We start from the raw sequence: 22,872 nt of genomic DNA, 5'->3' as shown, positions 1-22,872 counted from the left end.
CGACGAGTGCGTTCACCGTTTCAAGGTTTCAACGAGTACGCAGGGAAGTTTTAAAAGACGGAGCCGGATGGCATGGAGGTTGCATGTTCATGCCGGTTTTCAACATCGTGATCATTCCGGTGCGTGGCGCGTGGCGCAATCTGCCGGATAGTCGAAAAATCAGTTTTGTGAGGATATCTGATGAAAAACGTGATGAGCTCCCTAAAGAGTGGGGACTGGCGCGCGCTGGTGGCGTGTTTCCTCTATTTCGACACCGGCTTTACCGTCTGGGTCCTGTATGGACCGCTCGCGCCGTTCATCAGCAAGAGCATTGCGATGACGCCCGCGCAACAGGGACTGCTGGTCGCGGTGCCGGTGCTGTCGGCCGCGATTCTGCGGGTCACGCTGGGTAACCTGTATCAATCCGCCCATGGCAAGCGCATTGCATTGATGGGCGTGCTGTTGTCGGCGGTGCCGACCATCGTATTGCCGTTGATGCCTTCCGTGCCGTCATACACGGTGCTGCTGGTGCTCGGCGTGTTCCTCGGCGTCGGCGGCGCAAGTTTCGCCGTGGCGCTGCCGATGGCCGGCAGCAACTATCCGCCGAAGGTGCAAGGTCTCGTGCTCGGCCTCGCCGCGGCCGGCAATATCGGCGCGGTGCTCGACGGCTTCCTGTTCCCGCAGCTGGCCACGCATTACGGCTGGCAGATGGCCGCCGGCGGCGCACTGCCGTTGCTCGCGATCGCGGCGATCACGCTTTATTTCTGGGCCAATGATTCGGGCGTGAAATCGGGTAGCGTGCTGCGCGCATTCGGCAGCTTCGCGGTGACGCTCGCCGGATTGATCGTGCTGGTGCTGCTGGTCGAAGCCGGCATGTTCGGCTCCGGCAAGACCGGTGTGCTGCTGTTGCCGGTGATCGGCGCATTGCTGGCCATCGCGGTGCTGCCCAAGCGCTATCGCGCGGTGCTGGCCGAGCGTGACACGTGGGCGATCATGCTGGTGTACAGCATTACGTTCGGCGGTTTCGTCGGCATGTCCTCATATGTTTCGCTGCTGCTGACCAACCTCTATCAGCTCTCGAAGATCGACGCGGGTCTCTTCATGGCTTTGCTCGCCGCGACCGGCGCGATGGTGCGACCGCTCGGCGGCCTGATCGCCGACAAGGTGTCCGGCGTGCGCGCGCTGACCTTCCTGCTCGCGATCATCTCGCTGTGCGACTTCGTGTTCGCCGCTGCCATGCCTTCGATGGCGGGCGGCATCACACTGCTGTTGTGCCTGTATGTGGCCTTTGGCCTCGGCAATGGTGCGACCTTCCAGCTGGTGCCGCATCGCTGGGCCGGCCGTACGGGTCTGATGTCGGGTATTGTCGGCGCGGCAGGCGGCATCGGCGGATTCTATCTGCCGGTCGTCATGGGTATCGCCAAGGAAAGCACGGGCAGCTATCAGATGGGCTTTGCGACGTTCGGCGCGCTGGCTGCATGCGCGTTCCTCGCGATCGTCGCGCTGCGTCGTCCGTGGATGGCGTGGTCGATGCACTCCGGTGTGATGCACGCGCACGCAACGGAGTAACCGGGTCCATGCTCTCAACCCGGGTTGCGCATCGAGGCGTAGCCCGGGGACCGTGTCGCGCGACGGGGCCGATCACAATCATAAGAAGTTGACATGAGCATCACGACAGAACGGGTTCACGCACACACGTCCGACATAGACGTCTCCAGCGAGGTGTTGAGCTCGTTGATCAATCTTGCGGGACGTCAGCGGATGCTCTCGCAGCGCATCGTGTTGAAAGCGATGCTGGCGTTCCAGCAGTTCGACGGCGCGCTGGCGATCGCGCGTGAAACGTTAAACACCTTTGCCGACAGTCATACGGTGCTGACGCAAGGCCGCGACGGCTTGCCCGGCCTGTTTTCTCCGGCGCTGCGCGAAGCGTTTCACGGCAGCGGGAAAGTCGCCGCGAAGATCGCGGACTTTATCGCGCTGGCTTCGGCTGCGTTAGAGGCGATCGGGCGCGCGTCACCGCGCGCTGACGATGCGCTGAAGGCGTTGGTCGACTCCGTGGATCCGTTGCTGACACAACTGCACGGTGTCACCGCCGTCTACGAGCAGGAAAGCCGGCGCATAGCGCGCTTGCAGAAGAAGGAGCAGCAGCAACTGATCGAGCGGATCAAGGGGATCGCGAAAGAAGCGCACATCGTGTCGTTCAACGGACAGATCGTGGCGAGCCGTGCACAAGTGACCGGCCGCGAGTTCGCCGTGGTGGCCGGCGTAATGACGACGATCACAAAAGAGCTGGAAGCCGTGGTGAACGCATTCGTGAAGAAGACGTCGACGGGGTGAGGTACGCAAAGCGGCGGTATTGCCGTATGCTTGGCGTTTTCTTGTCGTCAGGTAAATGTAATGAGTAACGGGTGGCACGTGGTGTGGGCGACCGCCCAGGCAGAATTTTCCGATCTCGGCAGCGTGGCCGACGTCACCCAGGTGCTAATGCGCCTCGGGCTCGCATTGATACTCGGCGGCATATTGGGTTTCGAGCGTGAGTTGTCGCGGCGCGATGCCGGCATGCGTACGCATATGATGGTGGCGGTGGGCGCGGCCTTGTTCGTGGTCGTGCCGTTGCAGGCCGGATTTTCGCAGGACAACATGAGCCGGGTGTTGCAAGGACTCGTGTCGGGTATCGGCTTTCTGGGCGCGGGCGCCATCATCAAGCTCAGCGCCGAGCGCGAGGTGCGCGGCCTGACGACGGCGGCGAGCCTGTGGCTGAGCGCGGGTGTTGGCGTGGCTGCGGGGCTCGGGCGCGAAGCCACGGCGATTCTCAGCGTGGCCATCGCGCTCGCCATTCTGTCGAGTGCGCGGCTGTTCAAGGGCCGCGAGCAGGAGGAGAAGTAGATCTGAGGGGGGGGCGATCCTACGACGATGCGGACGCGAAGCCCCCACTGCTTTAAAACTTATGCCGCAGCGCGACCCGAACAGCGACCTGCGTACTCGTCGACGAAGGCGCCTGCACGCCAGGAATGAACGCGTTGTCGAGAATCGAGTGAGTCGAATCGCCCGCCACCTTCTGGTACTCGCCCTGCACATAAACGTCGGTGCGCGTCGACAGGTTGTAATCCGCCATCAACCCCACCGAGTGGATCTTCGGCTTCACACTGCCTGACGACGCGTCGTAGTTCTCCATCGTGTACACATACTGGGCGCCGACAAAGAACGCCGGCGTGAACTGGTATTTACCGTTCACCTCGAAGTTCTGATACTTCAGCGTATTCAACGTCACGCCCGGCGCGGCCAGCGGAATGCCGATATAGCCGTTGCCGGTCGGATTCTTGTAGTTCGAGTTGGTGTACGCAAAACCTGCCGTCGCCGAGCCGAACGTGTAGTTGATGCCGCCGCCGAACACCCGCATGCGTCCGGCGATAAAGCTCGCGTCGTTGGCGGTGATCGCGCCGGTGGAGCCCACGCCCGGATTGTCCGCCTGCATGTAGGCAGCGGCCACCAGCAGGCCGCCGTTCGCGTACTGGCCGCCGAAGCTGTACGCGCGGTTGTTCGCAAAGCTGGTGTCATTGCTGAAGCTGTACACGCCGCCGAACTGGAAGCCCGCGATCTCCGGGCTCGCATACTTCACGCTATTGCCGAGACGGAACGAGTTGTCCGTGTTGTCGTTGTCGTAGGGATGCGCGAAGAGGTAGCCGGCCCAGTTGCCGTTGGCGGTGGTCTGAGCGAGGTAATCGACCACGGAATCGTACTGGCGCCCCAGCGTGACCGTGCCGAAGCGGCTGTCGCTCAACCCCACGTAGGCCTGCCGGCCAAACATGCGGCCACCCTGGCCGAGCCGCCCGGAGCTTACGTCGAAGCCATTTTCCAGTTGAAACACGGCCTTCATGCCGCCGCCCAGATCTTCCGCACCCTTCATGCCCCAGCGGCTGCCTTGCGCGTAGCCGCTCGCCATTTCCCAAACCGCGCCGTGTCCGGCGTTGTTGGTGTAGTCGATGCCTTCGTCGAGTACGCCGTACAGCGTCACGCTGCTTTGGGCGAAGGCCGAGGACGCGGCCAGTGAGGTGAGTGACGTGAGCGCCATGAATGTGGCGGTCGCGATGCGGTTCTTTTTCATCTTGAGCTCCAGACGTTGGTAGTGAGCGGGCCGAATGCCTTCGACGCCCGCTGCTTTTTGGCAAAGCCCGGATTCTGCAAGTTGGGAGGCCGATCGCGAATGAGGCACATCCCTGGATAAACGTGATTTTTTCGAATGTTTGTCCCGCAAATTATTCGCTTGTGGCCAGCGGTGACGCAGAGAAAAATTCCGTCCATGCACCTTTGGCAGACAGGCCATAGCCGAGGGCGATGCGTTTTTCGCACCAATGCTTTTCAGGAGACGACCATGCGACTCGATCGGAATTTTGCTAACGGCCGGTTCAACGAACCCGCGACAGGAACCGCTGGCAGCGAGCTCATCGCCGTCCACAATCCGGCCACGGAGGCCGTCATTGCCCATGTGACGGGCGCCACCGAAGCTGAAGCCATCGTCGCGGTTGAGGCCGCCGCGGTCGCGCAAAAAGGCTGGCGCAAGCTGCCTTCGACCGAGCGCGCGGCTTACCTGCACAAACTCGCCGATGCGCTGACCGAATGCGCGCCGGCCATCGGCGCGGCGCTCGCGCTGGAGTCGGGCAAGAGCGTGGCCGACGCCACCAACGAGGCGATCTACGCCGGCCAGATCACCCGCTATCACGCGGAGTGGGCTCGCCGCATCGAAGGGGAAGTGATTCCGAGCGATGCGCCCGACGAAAACCTCGTGTTGCATCGCGAGCCGATCGGCGTGGTGGCGTGTCTGATCCCGTTCAACTATCCCGTCTACACGTTCATGCGCAAAGTGGCGCCGGCGCTGATCGCCGGCAACACGGTCGTCGTGCGCCCGAGCAACAACACGCCGACTTCCGCATTCGAAATCGCCAAAGCGGTCGAGAAGGCCGGTTTGCCCGCGGGCGTGGTGAACATTCTCGCGATGAATCATGCGACGGCCGAAGCGCTCTGCACGCATCCCAAGGTCGGCATGATCACGCTGACGGGCAGCGTCGGCGCGGGCCGCAAGGTACTCGACTACTGCAAGGCGAATATCGCCAAGCCATCGCTGGAACTGGGCGGCAAGACGCCCGCGATTATCGAGGCCGATGCCGATCTGGAGAAAGCCGCGCGCGACCTGGTCGCTTCCAAGACCACGCACTGCGGTCAGTTGTGCACGGCGATCGAACGGGTCTACGTGCAGGAAAGCGTGCATGACCGGTTCGTCGCGCTGCTGAAAAAGCATATGAGCGCGGTGGAAAGCGGCGATCGCAGCGAACAGCCCTCGCTGATGGGGCCGCTCGTCAACGAAGCGTCACGCCAGTCGATTCACGCGATGGTGGAACGTGCGGTCGCGGCAGGCGCGAAGCTCGAAACCGGCGGCAAGCTGCCGCAAGGAAAAGGCTTCTTCTACCCGGCCACGTTACTGTCGAACTGCCGCCAGGACATGGAAATCATCCAGGAAGAAACGTTCGGTCCGATCATGCCGGTCGTCAAATACCGCACGTTGGACGAAGCGCTTGAGATGGCCAACGACCATCAATTCGGTTTGTCGTCGGTGCTGTATACGGAGAACTATCGCGGTGCGATGAAGATCGCCAACGGCATCGAGGCAGGCGAGCTGTATGTGAACCGTACGCCGGCCGATCCCTATCAGGGCTTTCACGCCGGCTGGAAACGTTCGGGCCTCGGCGGCGACGACGGCAAGCACGGCATGCTCGAATTCACCCAAACCCGTCTCGTGGTCATGAAGTACTGAAGCTGAACCGGCACGCACCGCACGTCGAACCCACGGCGCGTGTCTGCCTTGCAACCCAAAGAAGCGCAGCGAACCGCTGCCAGTCCATAACAAAACATATTGGAGACCCGGCGGGCCGGTGGACCGGTGCTGTGTCTCTGAGGAGCGCTCACGTGTCATCCCAACCCGTTCGAACCAACGCATCGCTCGCTTTAGGCGACGAGCAGGCCGCACTGCAAGACAGCAAGACGCAGCGCTATATCCAGCTGATGTTGCTGGTGATCGCAGCCGGCGCGATCTACCCGATTCTGTATCTGCGGCAGGTGTATCAGCCGACCATGCTCGAAGTGTTCCACATCACCGATAGCCAACTCGGCTATCTGTATTCGTCGCTGGGCACGATTTTTCTGTTGAGTTATCTGCCGAGCGGCTGGCTCGCGGACCGCATCGCGCCGCGTCTGCTGATCTGTTTTTCGCTGATCGCCACCGGCGCGCTCGGGCTGTGGTATTCGACCGCGCCGTCGTTTCCCATGCTGATGATGATCTTCGGCGGCTGGGGTTTGTCGACCGGCCTGACGTTCTGGGCCGCCGTCATCAAACGCGTGACGATGATCGCCGGCACGCATGAGCAGGGGCGTTTCTTCGGCTTGCTCGACGGCGGACGCGGCCTGATCGAAGCCATGCTCGCGACAATCGCGATCACGCTGTTCGCATGGATGACGCAAACCAAAGGTGCATCGGTCGCGGCCGGTTTCAAGCTGGTGGTCTACATGTACGCGTTTCTGTGCATTGCGCTCGGCGTCGTGCTCGCGCTTGTCAAAGACCCGCAAGGCACCGAAGACGCAGCCGCCAATCGCGCCGCGCGTCAACGCAACAACGTGCTGGTCGACCTGAAGACGCTCGCGAAGATTCCCGAACTGTGGCTGGTTGCCGCCATTGTGTTCTGCGGCTATCAGGTGTTCTGGGCCACTTACAGTTTCTCTGCGTATCTGCATGAAGGTGAGATCGGCCTGACGGTCGTGATGGCCGGCACGATCACCACGCTCAAGCTGTGGATGCGGCCGATCGGCGGCATTGGTGGCGGCTTTCTGGGCGACCGCTATTCGAAGGTGTCGGTGCTTGTGATCGCGCTCTTTCTCGCCGCGCTGTCGCTCGTGGGACTGATGGCGGCGCCGCGTATTTCGAGCCACGTGCTGCTGGTTTTCCTGGTGTTGTTCATCGGTATTCTGACTTACGCGATTCGCGGCCTGTACTGGTCGCTGCTGGACCGCTGCAATATTCCGGTCGCCACGATGGGTCTTGCGATCGGCCTGATCTCCGTGCTCGGTTATTCGCCGGACGTGTTCCTGCCGCTCATCAACGGTTATCTGACGCAGACGTTCCCGGGCGTCTTCGGCTACCAGCTCTACTTCGGCTATGTCGCCGCCATGGCGGCACTCGGCGGCTTTGCCGGGCTCGCGCTGAGAAACATGCTCAATAGAAAAGAGGTTGCGTAAATGAAAGTTGTCTCGCTCGAAACGCATATCGTCGCCGTACCGCCGCCGCACGTGGGCGGCATGTACTGGATCTTTGTCAAGCTCAAGACCGATTGCGGGATTGAAGGCGTCGGCGAAATCTATTCGGCGACGTTCCACCCGAAAGCGATGACTCATATCATCGACGACGTATTCGGCCGCTATCTGCTCGACAAGGACCCGCACCATATCGAGCGGCTCTGGCGCGAGGCGTATTCGAGCGGTTTCACGCAACGCCCCGATCTGACGATGATGGGCGTGGTCAGCGGCCTGGAAATGGCGTGCTGGGACATTATCGGCAAGGCGGCCGGCAAGCCGGTGTACGAGTTGCTCGGCGGCATGGTGAATCAGCGGCTGCGTTCATACACGTACCTGTATCCGAAGAACAGCCGCGGCGAATACGACTACGACGATCCGGATCTGGCGGCCGAATGCGCGGCTGAAAACGTCAAACGCGGGTTCACAGCGGTGAAGTTCGATCCGGCCGGGCCGTACACGGCGTACTCGGGTCATCAGTTGTCGATGGAAGTGCTGGATCGTTGCGAAACCTTCTGCCGGCGCGTGCGCGAAGCGGTGGGCAGCAAGGCCGACCTGCTGTTCGGCACGCACGGGCAGATGGTGCCTTCGTCGGCGATCCGGCTCGCGAAACGCCTCGAAAAATACGATCCGCTGTGGTTCGAGGAGCCGGTGCCGCCGGGCCAGGAAGGCGCCATGGCGCAGGTCGCGCAACACACCAGCATTCCGATTGCCGCCGGTGAACGCCTTACCACCAAGTACGAATTCTTCAAGTTGCTGGAAGCGGGCGCCGCGTCGATTCTGCAGTTGAACGTGGCTCGTGTGGGCGGCCTGCTCGAAGCGAAGAAAGTCGCGACGCTGGCCGAGGTGTACTACGCGCAGATCGCCCCACATCTGTACAACGGGCCGATTGGCGCGGCGGCCAGCATCCAGCTCGCCACCTGCACACCGAACTTCCTGATTCAGGAAAGCATCGGCACGTGGGACGGTTTTCATGCGGCCGTGCTGAAGAAGCCGATTCAATGGGAAGACGGCTACATCATTCCTTCGCAGGAGCCGGGTCTCGGCGTCGAGCTGAATATGGAGGTCGTCAGGCAGCACACGCCTTACACCGGCGAGCGCCTGCATCTGCAGATGGCGGCGCAGCCGGCCGACGTGAAGGATCTCGCGCCGGCAAAGGGTTGAGCGTGGTTTGATCTGGCGAGTTTCACCAATACGCTTTCAATGGATTGAGCGCCGTCTGGCGATATAGAGCATGAACTACGATTACATCATCGTCGGCGCGGGTTCGGCGGGCTGCATTCTCGCCAATCGCCTGTCGGCGTCGGGCCAATACTCGGTGCTGCTGCTCGAAGCAGGCGGCAAGGACAGCTCGTTCTGGTTCAAGATTCCAGTGGGTTTCACCAAGACGTACTACAACGAAACCTACAACTGGATGTACTACAGCGAGCCGGAAAAGGAACTCGACAACCGGCCGATTTATTGTCCGCGCGGCAAGGTGCAAGGCGGCTCGGGCTCGATCAACGCGATGATCTTCGTGCGCGGCCAGCCGCACGATTTCGACGATTGGGCCGCCGCCGGCAACAGGGGCTGGGCGTTTCGCGACGTGCTGCCGTATTTCCGCAAGCTCGAATCGCATCCGCTCGGCAACACGGAATATCACGGTGCCGACGGCCCGATCCGCATCTCCCCGATGAAAGACGCGGTGCATCCGATCTGCCACGTGTTCCTCAAGGGCTGTGATCAGGCGGGCTACCAGCGCAGCGACGACTTCAACGGCGCGCAATTCGAAGGCGCCGGTATTTACGACGTGAATACGCGAAACGGGCAGCGCTCATCAAGCAGCTTCGAGTATCTGCATCCGGTGCTCTCACGCAAGAACCTGCGGGTCGAGCGCGACGTGCTGGTAAGCCGCGTTCTATTCGACGGCAACCAACGCGCGATCGGCGTGAGCGTCACGCAGAACGGTGTCGCACGGCAATTCATGGCGACGCGCGAAGTGATCCTGTCCGCGGGCGCGGTCGATTCGCCGAAGCTGCTGCAACTCTCCGGCGTGGGTGACAGCGCGTTACTGGCGAAGCATCGCATCGCAATGGTCAAGGATCTGCCCGCCGTGGGCCAGAACCTGCAAGATCATCTGTGCGTGAGCTTCTACTACCGCTCGAACATGAAGACGCTGAACGACGAGATGCGGCCGTTGCTCGGCAAGCTCAAGCTCGGTCTGCAATATCTGCTGACGCGCAAGGGACCGCTCGCGATGAGCGTGAACCAGTCGGGCGGCTTCTTCAAGGGCAGCGAGCGCGAGGCGCAGCCGAACCTGCAGTTGTACTTCAATCCGCTGTCGTACCGGATTCCGAAGAGCAATAAGGCGAATCTCGAACCTGAACCGTATTCGGGCTTTCTGCTGGCATTCAATCCGTGCCGGCCGACAAGCCGTGGTTCGATCGAGATCGCATCGAATCGCGCCGAGGACGCCGCGAAGATCCGTATCAATGCGCTGAGCACGGAGAAAGACATCAGCGAAGTGATCCAGGGTTGCGAACTGGTGCGCAAGGTGATGGCTTCGCCGGCACTGAAGGCGATTACGGTCGAGGAGATTTCGCCGGGACCGCAGGTGAACACGCGGGAAGGTTTTCTGCAGTACTTCCGCGAGCAATCGGGGTCGATCTACCACCTGTGCGGTTCGTGCGCGATGGGCGACGATCCGCGCACCTCGGTGGTCGATGCGCGTTTGCGCGTGCATGGCCTTGCTGCACTGCGCGTGGTCGATGCGTCGATCTTTCCGAATATCACGTCGGGCAATATCAATGCGCCCACCATGATGGTCGCGGAAAAGGGCGCCGACATGATTCTCGAGGACGCGGCGAGTCAGGCTGCGTACCGTCCCGACGTGACCGAGCTGGCTGCCGCGGCTTGACGGCGTGATGGACCCGGCGGTTGTCGGGCCGGCCACCGCACAGTAAGAAGCCGCGCCGATGCGATGCCATCGGCGCGGTTTCTATTTCATGCGATGTGGCGTGCGTGACGCGTCGCAATGCCGCTCGGTGCGGCAACGCACGCCTCAATCCTCGTCGCTCATAGGCGCCGATTCCGACGCATCGAGCGCGCGTCCGCTCAACCAGATCTCCTGCTGCAGCCAGTCGCGAAACAGCGCGACGTGTGGCAGATCGTCCTGCTCGCTACGGGTGACGAACCAGTACGACTGATGCCCGTCCACATGCACGTTCAGCACCTGCACGAGTTGGCCTTCCGCGAGTTCGCGCGCGATCATGTGACGGTCGGCGATCGTCACGCCGAGTCCGTCGATCGCCGCGCGAATCGCGTGGTCGAGCAGATCGAATTCGTAGCCGCCGCGCGTATCGACGTTTTCAATTCCCGCCGCTTTCAACCAATGCTGCCAGGTGAGGTAGCGCTGATCGGCGCTCGCCAGCACGTGCAGCAGCGTGAACTGATTCAGGTCGATCGCCGCACGCCCCGCCTCGCGCGCGAGCAAGGCGGGCGAGCAGACGGCGATATGCCGCTCGCTCAGCAGTAGCCGGCTGTCCACGCCTTCCCACTCGCCATTGCCAAAGCGGATCGCGCAGTCGAGCACGCCGGATTCCGCGAGGTTATCGTCGACGCGCGTCGACAGACTCAGTTCGAGCTGCGGATGCGCGTCGCGCAAGCGGCCGAGACGCGGCATCAGCCAGCGGCTCGTGAAGGTGGGCGGCGCATTGATACGCAGACGGTTGCGGTGAGTTTTCTCCTGCAGCCCGCGAACCGTGAGTTCGATCCGGTCGAACGATTGCTGCAACGCCTGCAGAAGAATCCGGCCGGCGGCGGAGAGTTCCAGATGATGGTGATGACGCTGCAACAGCGTCTCGCCCAGTTGTGCCTCGAGTTGCCGGACCTGGCGGCTGACCGCGCTTTGCGTGACGTTGAGCAGTTCCGCGGCGCGGGTGAAGCTGCCCGTGCGGCCGGCCACTTCGAAGGCTTTGAGCGCATTCAGCGCGGGCATTTTGCGTTTCAAGATGTTCGACCGGGAGGTGAGGCGCGGTAGCGCGATGTCCCGGTATTTTACTGGTTTGCCTGCGCGGCGCCTGCCTGACAAGCGGCGCGCAGGCGGGGCCCGTCATCAATAAGCAATACAGACCGACTTGCTCTCCGTATAGGTGTCGATGATCGCCTTGCCGTGTTCGCGGCCGATGCCGGACGCCTTGAAGCCGCCGAACGGCATGGCCGGATCGACCATGTTGTGCGTGTTGACCCAGACGGTTCCGGCCTCGATGCCATCCACCAGCCGCAACGCCTTGTCGAGCTGGTTGGTCCAGACGCTCGCGCCGAGTCCGTACTCGGAGGCGTTCGCCTCAATCAGCACTTCATCGATGTCGTCGTAGGGCATGGCCACCAGCACCGGACCGAACACCTCTTCCTTGACGACGGAAAGCGGCTTGCGGGTGCGATTGGCGATCACGGTCGGCCGCACGAAGTAGCCGTCGCTCTCCACGCGCGCATCGCGCGACAGGATCTCACCGCCTTCGTCCTTGCCCTGCGCGATCATGCTTGCCACCTTGTCGCGGTGCCGCGCGGAAACCATCGGGCCCATCTGCGTCGCGGCATCGAAACCGGAGCCGAGTGTGATGCCGTCGGCAACGGCTGCGATGCCTTGCACGACTTCGTCATAGATCGAACGTGCGACGTACAGGCGCGAGCCTGCCGTGCAAACCTGCCCATGGTTGAAAAAGATCGCGCCGGCCGCGCCTTCGATCGCCTTGCGCGGGTCGCAGTCGTCGAGCACGATCACGGGGCTCTTGCCGCCCAATTCGAGCGACGCGCGCTTCAGATCGTCGGCGCATTGCCGGCCGATGATGCGCCCGACTTCAGTCGATCCGGTGAACGTGACCTTGTTCACCAGCGGATGCCGGACGAGCGCCGCGCCGGCGGTTTCGCCTCGGCCGGTGACCACGTTGAAGACGCCGGCAGGGAAGCCCGCTTCATACGCCAGTTCAGCGAGCCGGATGGCGGTCAACGGCGTTTCTTCTGCCGGTTTGAGCACCACCGTGCAACCGCAGGCCAGCGCCGGGGCGATTTTCCATACCGCCATCAGCAGCGGGAAATTCCACGGAACGATTGCTGCGACCACGCCGGCCGGCACGCGCCTCGTCGACGCGTTGTAGCGCGTGCCCGGCGGGAAGGGGATCGACAGATCGAACGTCGTGCCTTCGATCTTGGTCGCCCAGCCGGCCATATAGCGCAACCATTGCACGCTGCCCGCGACTTCCAGCATCTTCGAGAAGCCGATGAGCTTGCCTTGATTCAGCGTTTCCAGCGTGGCAAGTTCGTCGCTATGCTGCTCGACGAGGTCGGCGAGCTTGAGCAGCAATCCTTCGCGCATGGCCGGCGGCATTCTGCGCCACGCGTCGGATTCGAAGGCGGCTTTCGAGGTTCTAACGGCGTGATCGATATCCGCTTCCGACGCGTCGGGGATCTGCGCGATTGCTTCCGCGGTGGCCGGGTTGAAGATCGGGAAGGTTTTGCCCGCGGCGCTACCGGTCTTTTCGCCGTTGATGAACATGGTATGTGGCAGCGTCATCGCTGGCTTGTGTTCAGTCATGATGTTTTGTCTCCGTTGGGGTTGTGGCCGTTGCGCTAGCCGGAAGGATTCGTTTGACGCCGATATGGGTTCGAATGCGGATAAAAGAGCTGCGTTGCACGCCAACGCACTGCTAAAGACGCAGCGCAGATCAGGTTCGCTGCCGCGCCCAATGCATACAGCTCGACAAAGCCATCGCCGAAAAAGTAGGGAGTGGTCGACAACGCCGCGCCGAACACCATGCCGACGTGATGCGCGAGGCCGGGACAGCTTGCGCTCGATACGCTGTTCGAGCGTCCGCGCAAGTTGACGAGCGCTGGAATCGTCAGGCAGTCGAGAGCCAGAAAGAGAGTCGCCGCGAGCGGGGCAAGCGCGGGATTGTCGCTCGCCGCGAGTGTGCCGATCAGCGCCGCACGCGCGACGTACAACGCGATCAGCATGCGATTGCCGCGTGAACGGTCGGCGATGAATGCGAGCGCGCAGACGGCGGCAAGCAAAAGCGCGATTTGCCAGAACGGCTGCGCGCCGCTTACGCCGCAAATCGCAAAGAGCTGGAAGCGGGCAAGGCTGCCGCTCGACAGTCCCGCCAGCAGGGCGAGCAAAGCCGTTGCGGCTGAATGTGGCGCCGTGTTGACCGAGTCGTGCGTGCGGCGATGCAGGTCGTGACGCTGTTTGACGGAGGGGCCGAGCACACACAGTCTATAGAACGACATTCCGATGGCCATTGCCATCATCAGCACTGCAATGACAGTGCCGTGCGCCGAACTGTTCAGATACGCCGGCACATGGTTCATCGCGGTAAGCGTCGCGATCAACGTCGTGGCGCTCGCCAGCAGGGTGTGGCGGGCGCATGAGCGTGACATCAGCAGTGGCACGCTCATCATGACCAGCAGCATCAGCGCGCTCATCCACAGCGAAGTAGCGCGCGGACCGATACCGGCCTGCATCAGCAGCGTAGCGCCGCCGCTCGCGAGCCCCACGCATGCCGAACTCGCGCACAGCACGCGCGCGAGGGCGGTGTGCCGGGCACGAGGCACGATCGGATCAGTGCTTGCAGCAACCATGATCCGGGGACTTGCCGTCTTCAACGCTGTTCAGATCACGCTCGGCCGGCAAGTCCATGGTCGGGTTCGCCGAGAAGAAGTTGTTCGGCTTGAGCATGAAGCCCGCGTATTCCACCGGCATCACCGGGAAGTCCTCCGGCTTGCACACGTGTGTGTGGCCGAAGCTATGCCACAGCACGATGTCTTCGTTCTCGATGTTGCGGTTCGCTTCGATATAGCGCGGCAGTCCGCCACCGCCTGAATGCTGATTCGGGTAATCGCCGCTGGCATAGCGCTCGGCCGGATCGAACGGCGTGACCCATACGTGACGCGTGGCAAAGCCGCCGCGCTGGCGCACCTTGGAACGTTCATCGGCGAGCATCAGCGGCGAGTCGTTCACGACCAGCTTGTAGCCTGGATTCGCGCCGACGGCATTCTTCACGTTCGGGTTGAAGACCTTCCAGTAACGGCCGGTGTTGCCGTTCGCGACACGGGCCGCTTCGCTTTCGGTTTTCAACACGCGCTTCGTCGTGTCGAACACGTTGCCGTACGGGTTGGTGTCGCCCATTGGACGAGGCACGAATTCATGTTCGGTCACGGTGTTGTGCTCGCCGTCCACCATCATATGCATGCGGGCATTGAAGAAGTGCTGGTGAGTCGGGCCGCCGAGGTTCTCCGTGATCATGCCGCCCCACGGATAGGTATCGCCGTCGGCGACCGCCGAGGTCTGCACGATGCCGGTCAGCTTGCATTCGAGCTGGATCGTGCCGTCCTGGTAGAGATACCAGTAGAAGCCGTAGTCGTAGTTGCCGACCGTGGCGAAGAAGGAAATCACGAGACGACGCGAGCGGCGCATTTCGAACACGCCGGTGCGGAATTCATAGTGCTTCCACAGCGTGCCGTAGTCTTCTTCGTGCATGCAGACGGCGTTCTTCATCACGAACGCATTGCCGAAGTCGTCCGCGGACGGAATGTCGAAATAGCGGATCGTGCCGAGGCAATCGCAACCCAGTTCGAGCTGGTTCGCGAGTTTGCCGAGACCGTATTCGCCGGCGTCGAAGGCGCTTTTCCAGTAATGGTTGGTGCTCGGGTCGGAGTAGGGCACGCACATTTCCGTGACGCTCGCACGGTAGACGATCGGTCGCGCGCTCTTGCCGTCGTCCCACGAAAGTTGATGCAGGACGAGTCCTTCACGCGGCGTAAAGCCGACGCGAAAGTTCCAGTTCTGCCAGTTCACGTGCCAGCCGTCGATCGTAAAGCTCGGGCCGTCGGGCTGGTTGATCGAGAGCGGTTTGAGCGTGCTGCGCGGCTCGCCGAGGCTCGGCGTGTCGTAGTTGTGTTTGGCGCGCGGAATCGGAATGATGCGGCCGTCGTCCACGAGTTCGATCACCTTCTTTTCGAGCAGATCGACCACGGCGAGCACGCCTTCAATAGGATGCGCATAGCCGTTATCGGTCAGCGTTTCGCGGTAGTAGCTCACGCAACGCACGAGACGCCGGCCGTTCTCGTTCTCGCGATCGAAACAGCCCGCCGAGAACGGATCGACCTGAACGCGTTCCAGATCTTTTTCGCTGAGGCCGCGTTTCATCACGGCTACGCGCCACGCTTCGTCGCTCTTGACGATCTGTTCCGCGTTCATGAAGTCGTCGATCATGATCGGCGGCTGGCCGTAAGGCGCCTCGCCGAACGGCATGACGCGGCGCGCGGCGATCTTCTTTTCTCTCAGGTCCACCTCGAATTCGATCGTCGCGCCATTCGTCCGATCGATTGCGAGCACGAAGGCCGTGCGCGAAAAATACTCGCCGGTCTTGAACGCCACGACTTCGGCTTTCGGCGGCTCGCGCAGCTCAACCATTGGAAAGCGCGCGTGCGAATCGAGTTTTTCCGCGGCCTTCACGAGATCGCACGCTAGCTGCATTTCTGCGCCGCTCAGCGGATCGAGCGGATGAACGGGGACGTGAGCGGCTTTCGTGGCATTCGTGTTCATAAGATTCCCGTAAGGAGTTGCTGGGCCGGACAGCGTGCTCGCGCGGCAAATGGCGCGCGGCAAACGCTGAGTCGATGGCAAATCGTAGGAACCCAATATTATTTTCGCGCTTGCTTATCGCGCCAAATGAACGATAAAGTGCGCCAAGAGGAATGACTCGGGCAACACATCAGCGAAGACTGAGGAGGAGACGCTCAACATGAAAAAAGTCACGCTCAACGGCAGTTTCCCGATGATTCGCGCCGCGGTCATGGGACCGGTTGTGCGCGCTCTCGACGCATCGGGCGCGCAATGCGACGCGCTGCTGGAGGAGTTCGGCATGAACCGGCGGCTCCTGTCCAATCCGTATGAAATTCTGCCGCTCACGCGTTATGTGGCCGCGTTCGAACGTGCCGCCGAAGTGCTCGGCGAGTCCGCACTCGGCTTGCGCCTTGGCAGCGAATTACAAGTGACGGAACTCGGGCCGGCGGGTCTGGTGTTCTTTTCGTCCCCCACCTTGAATGCGGCGTTGCGCAAGTTTTCGCTCGCGCTCGCGTCGTGGCAGAACACCACGACCTGCGAATTGCTACGCGACGACGAATGGCCGATGTGGACTTATCAGATCGCCAGTCCGCAAATCTGGCCGCGCCGGCAGGATGCGGAATACAGCCTCTCGACCATGTGCCACATGTTCCGGCTGGTGAGGGGCGCAGCGTGGAATCCGGTCGAAGTCCATTTCGAGCACGCAGCGCCCGCGGATCTCAAACCGTATGCGCGGATCTTTCGTGTGCCGGTGCGCTTTCAGCAGCCTTTCAACGGGATGATTCTGCGTCCGCAGGATCTCGACGCACCGCTCAAGAGCGCCGACTCGCAAATGGCGCGCATGATGGAGCGCCACGCGACCGACCTGATTGCACGCGATGCGATGCCGCACAGTATCGTCGAGCAGGTTCGCGATCTGGTTACGCGGCGTCTCGCGCACGAAAAGCTGATCGTCGCCGACATTGCGAAAGATCTCGGTCTCTCGCACCGCTCATTGCAGCGGCACCTTGCGGAGCAGGGCACGTCCGTGCGGCAAATCCTGCGCGAGGAGCGGCAGCGCAGTGTGGAGGGGCTGCTCGAACGGGAAGAACTCACCAATGCGGCGATCGCCCGCGCTGTCGGTTATGCCGATGCGACCGTCTTGTGGCGCGCCACGCGCAACTGGAAAAAACAATAGCGCCGGACCTCATGGCATTTTCTTTCATTGTGAAAGCATCGTGCAGGCCAGATGTTGCCGCTCGAAAATAGTTCAGGTTCCTAAATATCCACGGTAAGCCGCTGAATTGTGGCTTCCCCGCGCATTGGCGCACATTATCGAAAATTTGGCGCGGTTCGCGAAGTCGCTTTATTTTTTAGCTACCTACCATGCGCTCACACCGAAGCTTCGGACGTCGGTCAACCGGGTGCCTGGATCAGCCGTGCTGGGGTTCAGGACGTGTTCCAGACTAGCCAACACAACAGAGGCAGCGATGAGTGAACCTTATTCTCCGACCCGTGCGGTCGACGCGGAGAACGGCGTGGAATTGAAAGGCAATACGCTGGGCCTGTGGCAGATCGTTTTCCTCGTGATTTCGGCGGCCGCGCCGCTGACCGGCATGCTCGGCGCGGTGCCGCCCGCGATCAGTCTGGGTAACGGCGCGGGCATTCCGGGCGCGTTCGTGGTTGCGGGCGTGGTGTTGCTGATCTTCAGCGTCGGCTTTGCGTCGATGAGCCGGCACGTGGTGCGAGCCGGTGCGTTCTATGCGTACATCACCGCCGGACTCGGGCGGCCGTTGGGCATGGCCGGCGCGCTCGTCGCACTGATGTCGTACACGTTCATCCAGATCGCGCTGTACGGGCTGTTTGGATTCTTCTGCACCGTGATTCTCTCGCCGCTGCTGCATACCGACTTACCCTGGTACGGCTATTCGTTGATCTGCGTAGCGGTGGTGCAATTCACCGGAATACGCGGTATCGATCTGAATAGCCGCCTGCTCGGCGTGCTGATGTGTCTTGAACTGGGCATTCTGCTGCTGCTCGCGATCGCGATCGTCGTGCATGGCGGCGGACCCAACGGCCTCACGCTCGCGCCGTTCACGCCGCAACATGTGTTCAGCGGCCACCTCGGCATTGCGGTGATGTTCGCGTTTGCGTCATTCATCGGCTTCGAGGCCACCGCGATTTACGGTAAGGAATGCCGCGATCCGAAAGTGACGGTGCCTCGCGCGACGTACGTATCGGTCATGCTGATTCTCGTGTTCTTCGCCTTTGTCACGTGGACGATTGTCTGCGCGTACGGTCTTGCCGATGTGGTCACGGTCGCCACCAAACAGCCCGGCGATTTCTGGTTCATCCAGTCCGGCAAATATCTGGGCGAAGCGGTGACGACGGTGATGAGCTTCCTGTTGCTCAGCAGTATCTTCGCGAGTCTGTTGTCGTTTCATAACACGCTGGTGCGTTATATCCACGCGCTGAGTCTCGAGGGCATCCTGCCGCAAGTGCTTACCCGCGTGCACGAAAAGTACCGTTCGCCGTATAGGGCGAGCTATCTGCAAACGCTGTCCGTTTGCGTGCTGCTCGGGCTATTCATCGCGGCGGGCAGCGATGTGTTCAACATCGTGTTCAGCTGGAGTTCCGCGCTCGGCACGATCGGCATTGTGATGTTGCAGGCGGTGACGAGTTTTTCGGTGATCGCGTTCTTCCGCAAAACGCGTAAGGACACGCGCGTATGGCACTCGTTCGTCGCACCGCTGGTGGGTGGTGTGGGCCTGCTCTATATCGGCGTGATTCTGGTGCGCAATCTCGACGCGCTCAGCGGCTCCGATAGTCCGATCGTCAAATCCTTTCCGTGGATCGTGTTCTCGGTGGCGTGCGTCGGCGTGGTGATCGGTCTCATTCTTCGCAGGAAGCGCCCGGATATCTACGCACGCTTCGGCCAGTAATCGCGTCGCCCGACTACCACTCCCCTTACTTCCCGGCAGGAAAATCATGGCAGACAATTTCGTCAAGCGCCCGGCGCTTGCGCTGGCCGCGTTCGGCCTTGCGATGGGCGCGCACGCGCAATCTTCGGTGACGCTTTACGGCACGGTCGACGCCGGTGTCGTCTACACGAACAACCAGCAAACGACGCTCGCCGACGGCAGCACCAACGGGCACGCGAACTACCAGCTGGCGGGCGGCAATCTGGTGCCGTCGCGCTGGGGCTTGATGGGCACGGAGGACATTGGCGGCGGGACGAGCGTCAACTTCGCGCTGGAGAACAGCTTTCTGATCGGCAACGGCGCGATGCTGCAATCGAATACGCTGTTCAACCGCAATGCGTGGGTCGGTTTGAACAACGGCACGTATGGGGCGTTGACGTTCGGGCGTCAATACGATCCGTTCTCGGACTATATGGGTGCGTACGCGTCGAGCAACAACTGGGCGACGCTATACGGTTCGCATTTCGGCGACATCGACAATCTGAACGAAGCATTCAACTTCAATAATTCGATCAAGTACATCAGTCCGAGTTTCGGTGGCTTCACGGTGGGTGGCCTGTTCAGTCTGGGCGGCGTGGCGGGTCATTTTTCGCAGAACAAGGGGTGGGCGCTGGCGGCGAATTACGCGCAGGGACCGTTGTCGCTGAGCGCGGGTTATCTGGAGTTGAATCAGCCGTTGCAGGCGGCGTTGGGCGGCACCAGCAGCTATATCGGCGATCTGAGTTGCGCTAACGCGGACGCGTCGTATTGTCTGTTGCAGGATGCGAGCAAGGTGCGCATTCTTGGGGCAGGGGGCTCGTACGCGTTCGGCAAGGCGAGTGTGGCGGTGACTTATACGCACACACGGCTGTCGCAAAGCCAGTACTTCGCGAGCGCCGCGCGACCCGCGGGAGCCGATGTTTCGTTCGATATTGCCGAGTTGAATACGACTTATATGGTTGCGCCGGATTTGCAGCTTGGGCTGGCGTATATCTTCAATGATGCCAAACCGAGCGGCGGGGCTTCTACCCGGGTGCACCAGGTCAATCTTGGCGCGGTGTACAGCCTGTCGAAGCGCACCGCTGTTTATGCCGTGGCGATCGGGCAAAAGTCTTCAGGGGCCGGGTTGGGAGTGGATCCGGCGACAGGAGGGACGGAGAATCTGGCGCAGATTCCCAATATCGTCAATTCGGATACGGAGCGGCAGGTTTCGGTGATTTTGGGGCTGCGGCATAACTTTTGATGCACCCCGGCCAAGGCAAAAACCTAAGCTAATCCGCCAGCCTTTTATCCGCCAAAGCATTCTGACAATCGGCGATCACCTGCCTTACGAGCCGGGCCTGAGGATCCAGCTCGTCCGTATCAAGAATCTCCTCGACCGCGTCTCTAGCCCAATCGGTCTCGACAAACTGTGCGTGCCGCCGCGCAATCTCCACCGCGGTGGCCGACAGTTTCGCGATACTCAGCCAGTCGGCCTCGCGCGCGCGCCGGTCGAGCCATTTGTGGGCCGCCTGCACGTGAAACGCCGCGTCGGGCCAGTCCTCATTCAGGTAATAAGCGCCAAGACTGCCGCATGTGAGCCAGCACAACAGCTCCAAACGGTCACGTGGACTCAGATGATGGCGTACATCACTCATGGCGACGCTCGCTGCTGTAAATTGCGTTCCGGTGAGGACGGCGAGCCGCCATCCTCCGCTTTGATTGAACAATATCACGCAGAATTCAAGCGCGGCAATTCCTGACGTTCCCTGGCGTGCCGGTGCGACTACCGGCACGCCAGCCGACTCGCGGGCCCGCTGCGCTAGCGGGTGGCGACGATGAACAACCGCGGAAACGGCAACAGCACCGTGCCGTCGGCGAGCGCCGGATAAGCCTCGGCGATCGCGTCGCGGTATCGCCGCAGGAAGGCGGCTTGCCCGGCGGCGTCGAGTTCGGCGAGGAAGGGCCGTAGCGCGCTGCCCTTGAACCATTCGACCACCGCGTCCGCGCCGCCCGCGAGCGGGTGGTGGTAGACGGTGCGCCACACGTCGACCCGCGCGCACAGCGGCTCGAGCAACGCGTAGTACCAGCCGGCGTCGTAGCGCAGGGTGCGCTCGAGGCCGGTGAGTCTGGCAGCCCACGGGCCGTCCGCAGCGATTTCGCGCAGCAGACGGTGTGCGGGCTCGTCCAGGTTGTCGGGCATCTGCACGGCGAGACTGCCGCCCGGCGCGAGCTTCGCCACGAGCGACGGAAACACCCGCTCATGATCGGGCACCCATTGCAGCACCGCATTGGCAAGAATCAGGTCATACGGCCCATGCGCGTCCCACGTGGAAATGTCGCTCACCTCGAACTGGAATTGCGGCATGCGCTTGCGGGCTGCCTCGATCATGTCCGGCGAGCTGTCCATGCCGCTGACCACGGCGCCCGGCAGACGCGCGGCGAGCGCTTCGGTCGAGTTGCCCGGGCCGCAGCCAATGTCCACCGCGCTCCGTACGTCCGTTGCCGGCACGGCCGCCAGCAGATCCCTGACCGGACGCGTGCGCTCGTTTTCGAACAACACGTATTGCTTTGCTTGCCAATCCTGCTTCGACGTCATCTGTTGCTCCTCGTGTGCGTGATGGCCGGACCGGTTGTCGGGGACTCCGTCTGCACCGTGCCCCGAACCGATCCAATCCGTTCATTTTCAGTGGCGCCGAGCGCGGAGTAAAATGAATTTATCATTCCGATTCCTTCATTTTTCTAATGAAAATCGACACGCTCGGCGTCCAGGCATTCGTCGCCATTGCGGATCGCGGCAGCTTCCAGAGCGCCGCCGATTCATTGCACGTCACGCAAACGGCGATTACGCAGCGTCTGCGCAAGCTCGAAACCTACCTCGGCGTCACGCTGATCGAGCGGACCACGCGGTCCATGGCCCTCACCCAAATCGGGCGCAGTTTTTTGCCGCAGGCGCGCCGCCTGCTCGGCGAACTCGCCGACGCGCTGGTGGAAATCCGCGAGACGGGCGAGGCGCGGCGTGGCGATGTCTCGATCGCCTGTGTGCCGACGGTGGGCGTGCAGTATTTGCCGCGCATTCTGCAGGCCTATTCCGCGCGCTACCCGCATAACCGGATCAGGATTCTCGATCACGCTTCGGCCGCGGTGGAGGAGGCCGTGCTGCGCCGGGAGGTGGAATTCGGCATCAATATCGCGCGCGAGGCGCATCCGGATCTGGTCAGCGTGCCGCTCACGGAGGACCGCTACGTCTTGATCTGCCATGAAGATCATCCGCTCGCGAAGCGGCGCCGCATTGCCTGGCGGCAACTGCAATCCTATCCGCTGATTCTCGCGGGCGAGGTGAGCGGCAACCGCGCGTTACTGGATGTCGCACTGGAGTCGAGCGAGCTGGCCTTGCGCTCCTTTTACGAGGTCCAGCGCAGTTCGACCGCTGTCGGCCTGGTCGCGCAAGGTGTGGGCGCGGCCGTGGTGCCGGCGCTCGCGCTCCAGAAGGGCGCGTATGCGACGGTGCGCACCGTCGAACTCACGCAACCCGTCGTGTCGCGCACACTCGTCCTCGTGGCGCGCAAGACCGCGCAGTTGTCGCCGGCGGCGCAGGCGCTCTACGACATGATTCTCGAGCAGGCGACGCTCAAAGCGTGAAAGCGTGAAGCCGTGAAGGCGGCGACGGCCAGGAAGCAAGGTCGTCAGGCCGCGTTCCGCCTGCGCGTCTCCACTTCACTTAAGCGTAACCCGTTGGTTGCTCGACGAAAGCGCCACCCACTCGCCTATGCGACGCGATGTCACTCTCACGGAGCCAAGGTATGCGGAACAATCCGTTGCCGCTCGACCGGCTTCGCGGATATTTTCGCGATCCTGATTATCCAGATCGCACTGATCATGCCGGTCGGCGTTAGTGACGGGCAGTTGGGCGCCTGCTCAATGACTTTCTTATTCAGCTTGCTTTGTTTCGGAAAGCCAATCGTCTTTCAATTTCATAAGCGCAAATTGAGTTTTAACCGGCGCAGCATTGTGTTGTGAAGACGATCAGTTGAA

General features: G+C 61.9%; 19 protein-coding genes. 12 read left to right on the top strand and 7 right to left on the bottom strand.

Features of this window, described 5'->3' with window-relative positions; translation table 11 throughout:
• Positions 1-180: 180 nt before the first annotated feature.
• The 3 genes from P0D68_RS07780 (at position 181) to P0D68_RS07770 (ending at position 2,865) form a co-directional block, all read left to right on the top strand.
• On the top strand, positions 181-1,548 hold the full coding sequence (locus P0D68_RS07780; protein WP_091794240.1) for an MFS transporter: 1,368 nt from the start codon (positions 181-183) through the stop codon (positions 1,546-1,548).
• A gap of 93 nt (positions 1,549-1,641) precedes the next feature.
• Positions 1,642-2,316, top strand: coding sequence for a type IV pili methyl-accepting chemotaxis transducer N-terminal domain-containing protein (locus tag P0D68_RS07775; protein WP_408303493.1), 675 nt, complete (start codon positions 1,642-1,644; stop codon positions 2,314-2,316).
• A gap of 60 nt (positions 2,317-2,376) precedes the next feature.
• Entirely contained in the window at positions 2,377-2,865 is a 489-nt protein-coding gene (locus P0D68_RS07770) for an MgtC/SapB family protein (protein ID WP_408303492.1), read from the top strand.
• Positions 2,866-2,917: 52 nt separating this feature from the next.
• Here the strand turns inward: P0D68_RS07770 and P0D68_RS07765 are convergent, their stop codons facing one another.
• Positions 2,918-4,084 carry a porin gene (locus P0D68_RS07765; protein WP_408303491.1) on the bottom strand — a complete coding sequence of 389 codons (1,167 nt, stop codon included), beginning with the start codon at positions 4,082-4,084 and terminating at the stop codon, positions 2,918-2,920.
• A gap of 267 nt (positions 4,085-4,351) precedes the next feature.
• Here P0D68_RS07765 and aldA point away from each other — a divergent pair, with 267 nt between their 5' ends.
• The 4 genes from aldA (at position 4,352) to P0D68_RS07745 (ending at position 10,213) form a co-directional block, all read left to right on the top strand.
• Positions 4,352-5,788: an aldehyde dehydrogenase gene (gene aldA / locus P0D68_RS07760; protein WP_408303490.1), complete on the top strand. Its 1,437-nt coding sequence runs from the start codon at positions 4,352-4,354 to the stop codon at positions 5,786-5,788.
• A gap of 152 nt (positions 5,789-5,940) precedes the next feature.
• Entirely contained in the window at positions 5,941-7,263 is a 1,323-nt protein-coding gene (locus P0D68_RS07755; RefSeq protein ID WP_408303489.1) for an MFS transporter, read from the top strand.
• The gene (locus P0D68_RS07750; RefSeq protein ID WP_091794227.1) at positions 7,264-8,481 is read left to right on the top strand and encodes a mandelate racemase/muconate lactonizing enzyme family protein; all 1,218 of its coding nucleotides are present in this window, start codon (positions 7,264-7,266) and stop codon (positions 8,479-8,481) included. It abuts the gene before it with no gap.
• 70 nt (positions 8,482-8,551) lie between these two features.
• A complete protein-coding gene (locus P0D68_RS07745) occupies positions 8,552-10,213 on the top strand; it encodes a GMC family oxidoreductase (protein ID WP_408303488.1) in 1,662 nt (553 codons plus the stop codon).
• Between the two features lie 144 nt (positions 10,214-10,357).
• Here the strand turns inward: P0D68_RS07745 and P0D68_RS07740 are convergent, their stop codons facing one another.
• From P0D68_RS07740 to P0D68_RS07725, 4 genes are all read right to left on the bottom strand, one after another.
• Positions 10,358-11,293, bottom strand: coding sequence for a LysR substrate-binding domain-containing protein (locus P0D68_RS07740; protein ID WP_408303487.1), 936 nt, complete (start codon positions 11,291-11,293; stop codon positions 10,358-10,360).
• 117 nt (positions 11,294-11,410) lie between these two features.
• Entirely contained in the window at positions 11,411-12,889 is a 1,479-nt protein-coding gene (gene styD, locus P0D68_RS07735; RefSeq protein WP_408303486.1) for a phenylacetaldehyde dehydrogenase StyD, read from the bottom strand.
• 35 nt (positions 12,890-12,924) lie between these two features.
• Positions 12,925-13,905 (bottom strand): hypothetical protein, encoded by a 981-nt coding sequence (locus tag P0D68_RS07730; RefSeq protein ID WP_408468232.1) that lies wholly within the window; start codon positions 13,903-13,905, stop codon positions 12,925-12,927.
• Between the two features lie 7 nt (positions 13,906-13,912).
• Positions 13,913-15,898 (bottom strand): primary-amine oxidase, encoded by a 1,986-nt coding sequence (locus P0D68_RS07725; RefSeq protein ID WP_408303484.1) that lies wholly within the window; start codon positions 15,896-15,898, stop codon positions 13,913-13,915.
• 199 nt (positions 15,899-16,097) lie between these two features.
• On the opposite strand from P0D68_RS07725, the gene P0D68_RS07720 reads away from it, so the two are divergent.
• From P0D68_RS07720 to P0D68_RS07710, 3 genes are all read left to right on the top strand, one after another.
• Positions 16,098-17,096: an AraC family transcriptional regulator gene (locus P0D68_RS07720; RefSeq protein WP_408303483.1), complete on the top strand. Its 999-nt coding sequence runs from the start codon at positions 16,098-16,100 to the stop codon at positions 17,094-17,096.
• Between the two features lie 292 nt (positions 17,097-17,388).
• On the top strand, positions 17,389-18,840 hold the full coding sequence (locus P0D68_RS07715; protein WP_408303482.1) for an APC family permease: 1,452 nt from the start codon (positions 17,389-17,391) through the stop codon (positions 18,838-18,840).
• A gap of 46 nt (positions 18,841-18,886) precedes the next feature.
• The gene (locus P0D68_RS07710; protein WP_408303481.1) at positions 18,887-20,101 is read left to right on the top strand and encodes a porin; all 1,215 of its coding nucleotides are present in this window, start codon (positions 18,887-18,889) and stop codon (positions 20,099-20,101) included.
• 28 nt (positions 20,102-20,129) lie between these two features.
• Here the strand turns inward: P0D68_RS07710 and P0D68_RS07705 are convergent, their stop codons facing one another.
• A complete protein-coding gene (locus P0D68_RS07705) occupies positions 20,130-20,495 on the bottom strand; it encodes a hypothetical protein (RefSeq protein ID WP_091800518.1) in 366 nt (121 codons plus the stop codon).
• 164 nt (positions 20,496-20,659) lie between these two features.
• Positions 20,660-21,436, bottom strand: coding sequence for a trans-aconitate 2-methyltransferase (tam, locus tag P0D68_RS07700; RefSeq protein WP_408303480.1), 777 nt, complete (start codon positions 21,434-21,436; stop codon positions 20,660-20,662).
• A gap of 146 nt (positions 21,437-21,582) precedes the next feature.
• On the opposite strand from tam, the gene P0D68_RS07695 reads away from it, so the two are divergent.
• Together P0D68_RS07695 and P0D68_RS07690 are read left to right on the top strand one after the other, a co-directional pair.
• Positions 21,583-22,479: a LysR family transcriptional regulator gene (locus tag P0D68_RS07695; RefSeq protein ID WP_408303479.1), complete on the top strand. Its 897-nt coding sequence runs from the start codon at positions 21,583-21,585 to the stop codon at positions 22,477-22,479.
• Between the two features lie 12 nt (positions 22,480-22,491).
• The gene (locus tag P0D68_RS07690) at positions 22,492-22,857 is read left to right on the top strand and encodes a hypothetical protein (RefSeq protein WP_408303478.1); all 366 of its coding nucleotides are present in this window, start codon (positions 22,492-22,494) and stop codon (positions 22,855-22,857) included.
• Positions 22,858-22,872: the final 15 nt, after the last annotated feature.

The organism is Paraburkholderia sp. RL17-380-BIE-A (genome assembly GCF_046028085.1).
Taxonomy (GTDB): domain Bacteria; phylum Pseudomonadota; class Gammaproteobacteria; order Burkholderiales; family Burkholderiaceae; genus Paraburkholderia.
Note: the sequence above shows the minus strand (reverse complement) of the source record. Positions and strands in the feature narration are given on the sequence as shown.

Bases quoted from the DNA above. Each gene is read 5' to 3' on its own strand.
- P0D68_RS07745 (WP_408303488.1), top strand. From the start codon at position 8,552: ATGAACTACGATTACATCATCGTCGGCGCGGGTTCGGCGGGCTGCATT.
- P0D68_RS07705 (WP_091800518.1), bottom strand. From the start codon at position 20,495: ATGAGTGATGTACGCCATCATCTGAGTCCACGTGACCGTTTGGAGCTG.
- P0D68_RS07750 (WP_091794227.1), top strand. From the start codon at position 7,264: ATGAAAGTTGTCTCGCTCGAAACGCATATCGTCGCCGTACCGCCGCCG.
- P0D68_RS07725 (WP_408303484.1), bottom strand. From the start codon at position 15,898: ATGAACACGAATGCCACGAAAGCCGCTCACGTCCCCGTTCATCCGCTC.
- aldA (WP_408303490.1), top strand. From the start codon at position 4,352: ATGCGACTCGATCGGAATTTTGCTAACGGCCGGTTCAACGAACCCGCG.
- tam (WP_408303480.1), bottom strand. From the start codon at position 21,436: ATGACGTCGAAGCAGGATTGGCAAGCAAAGCAATACGTGTTGTTCGAA.
- P0D68_RS07780 (WP_091794240.1), top strand. From the start codon at position 181: ATGAAAAACGTGATGAGCTCCCTAAAGAGTGGGGACTGGCGCGCGCTG.
- P0D68_RS07770 (WP_408303492.1), top strand. From the start codon at position 2,377: ATGAGTAACGGGTGGCACGTGGTGTGGGCGACCGCCCAGGCAGAATTT.
- P0D68_RS07720 (WP_408303483.1), top strand. From the start codon at position 16,098: ATGAAAAAAGTCACGCTCAACGGCAGTTTCCCGATGATTCGCGCCGCG.
- styD (WP_408303486.1), bottom strand. From the start codon at position 12,889: ATGACTGAACACAAGCCAGCGATGACGCTGCCACATACCATGTTCATC.
- P0D68_RS07710 (WP_408303481.1), top strand. From the start codon at position 18,887: ATGGCAGACAATTTCGTCAAGCGCCCGGCGCTTGCGCTGGCCGCGTTC.
- P0D68_RS07740 (WP_408303487.1), bottom strand. From the start codon at position 11,293: ATGCCCGCGCTGAATGCGCTCAAAGCCTTCGAAGTGGCCGGCCGCACG.
- P0D68_RS07765 (WP_408303491.1), bottom strand. From the start codon at position 4,084: ATGAAAAAGAACCGCATCGCGACCGCCACATTCATGGCGCTCACGTCA.
- P0D68_RS07715 (WP_408303482.1), top strand. From the start codon at position 17,389: ATGAGTGAACCTTATTCTCCGACCCGTGCGGTCGACGCGGAGAACGGC.
- P0D68_RS07695 (WP_408303479.1), top strand. From the start codon at position 21,583: ATGAAAATCGACACGCTCGGCGTCCAGGCATTCGTCGCCATTGCGGAT.
- P0D68_RS07775 (WP_408303493.1), top strand. From the start codon at position 1,642: ATGAGCATCACGACAGAACGGGTTCACGCACACACGTCCGACATAGAC.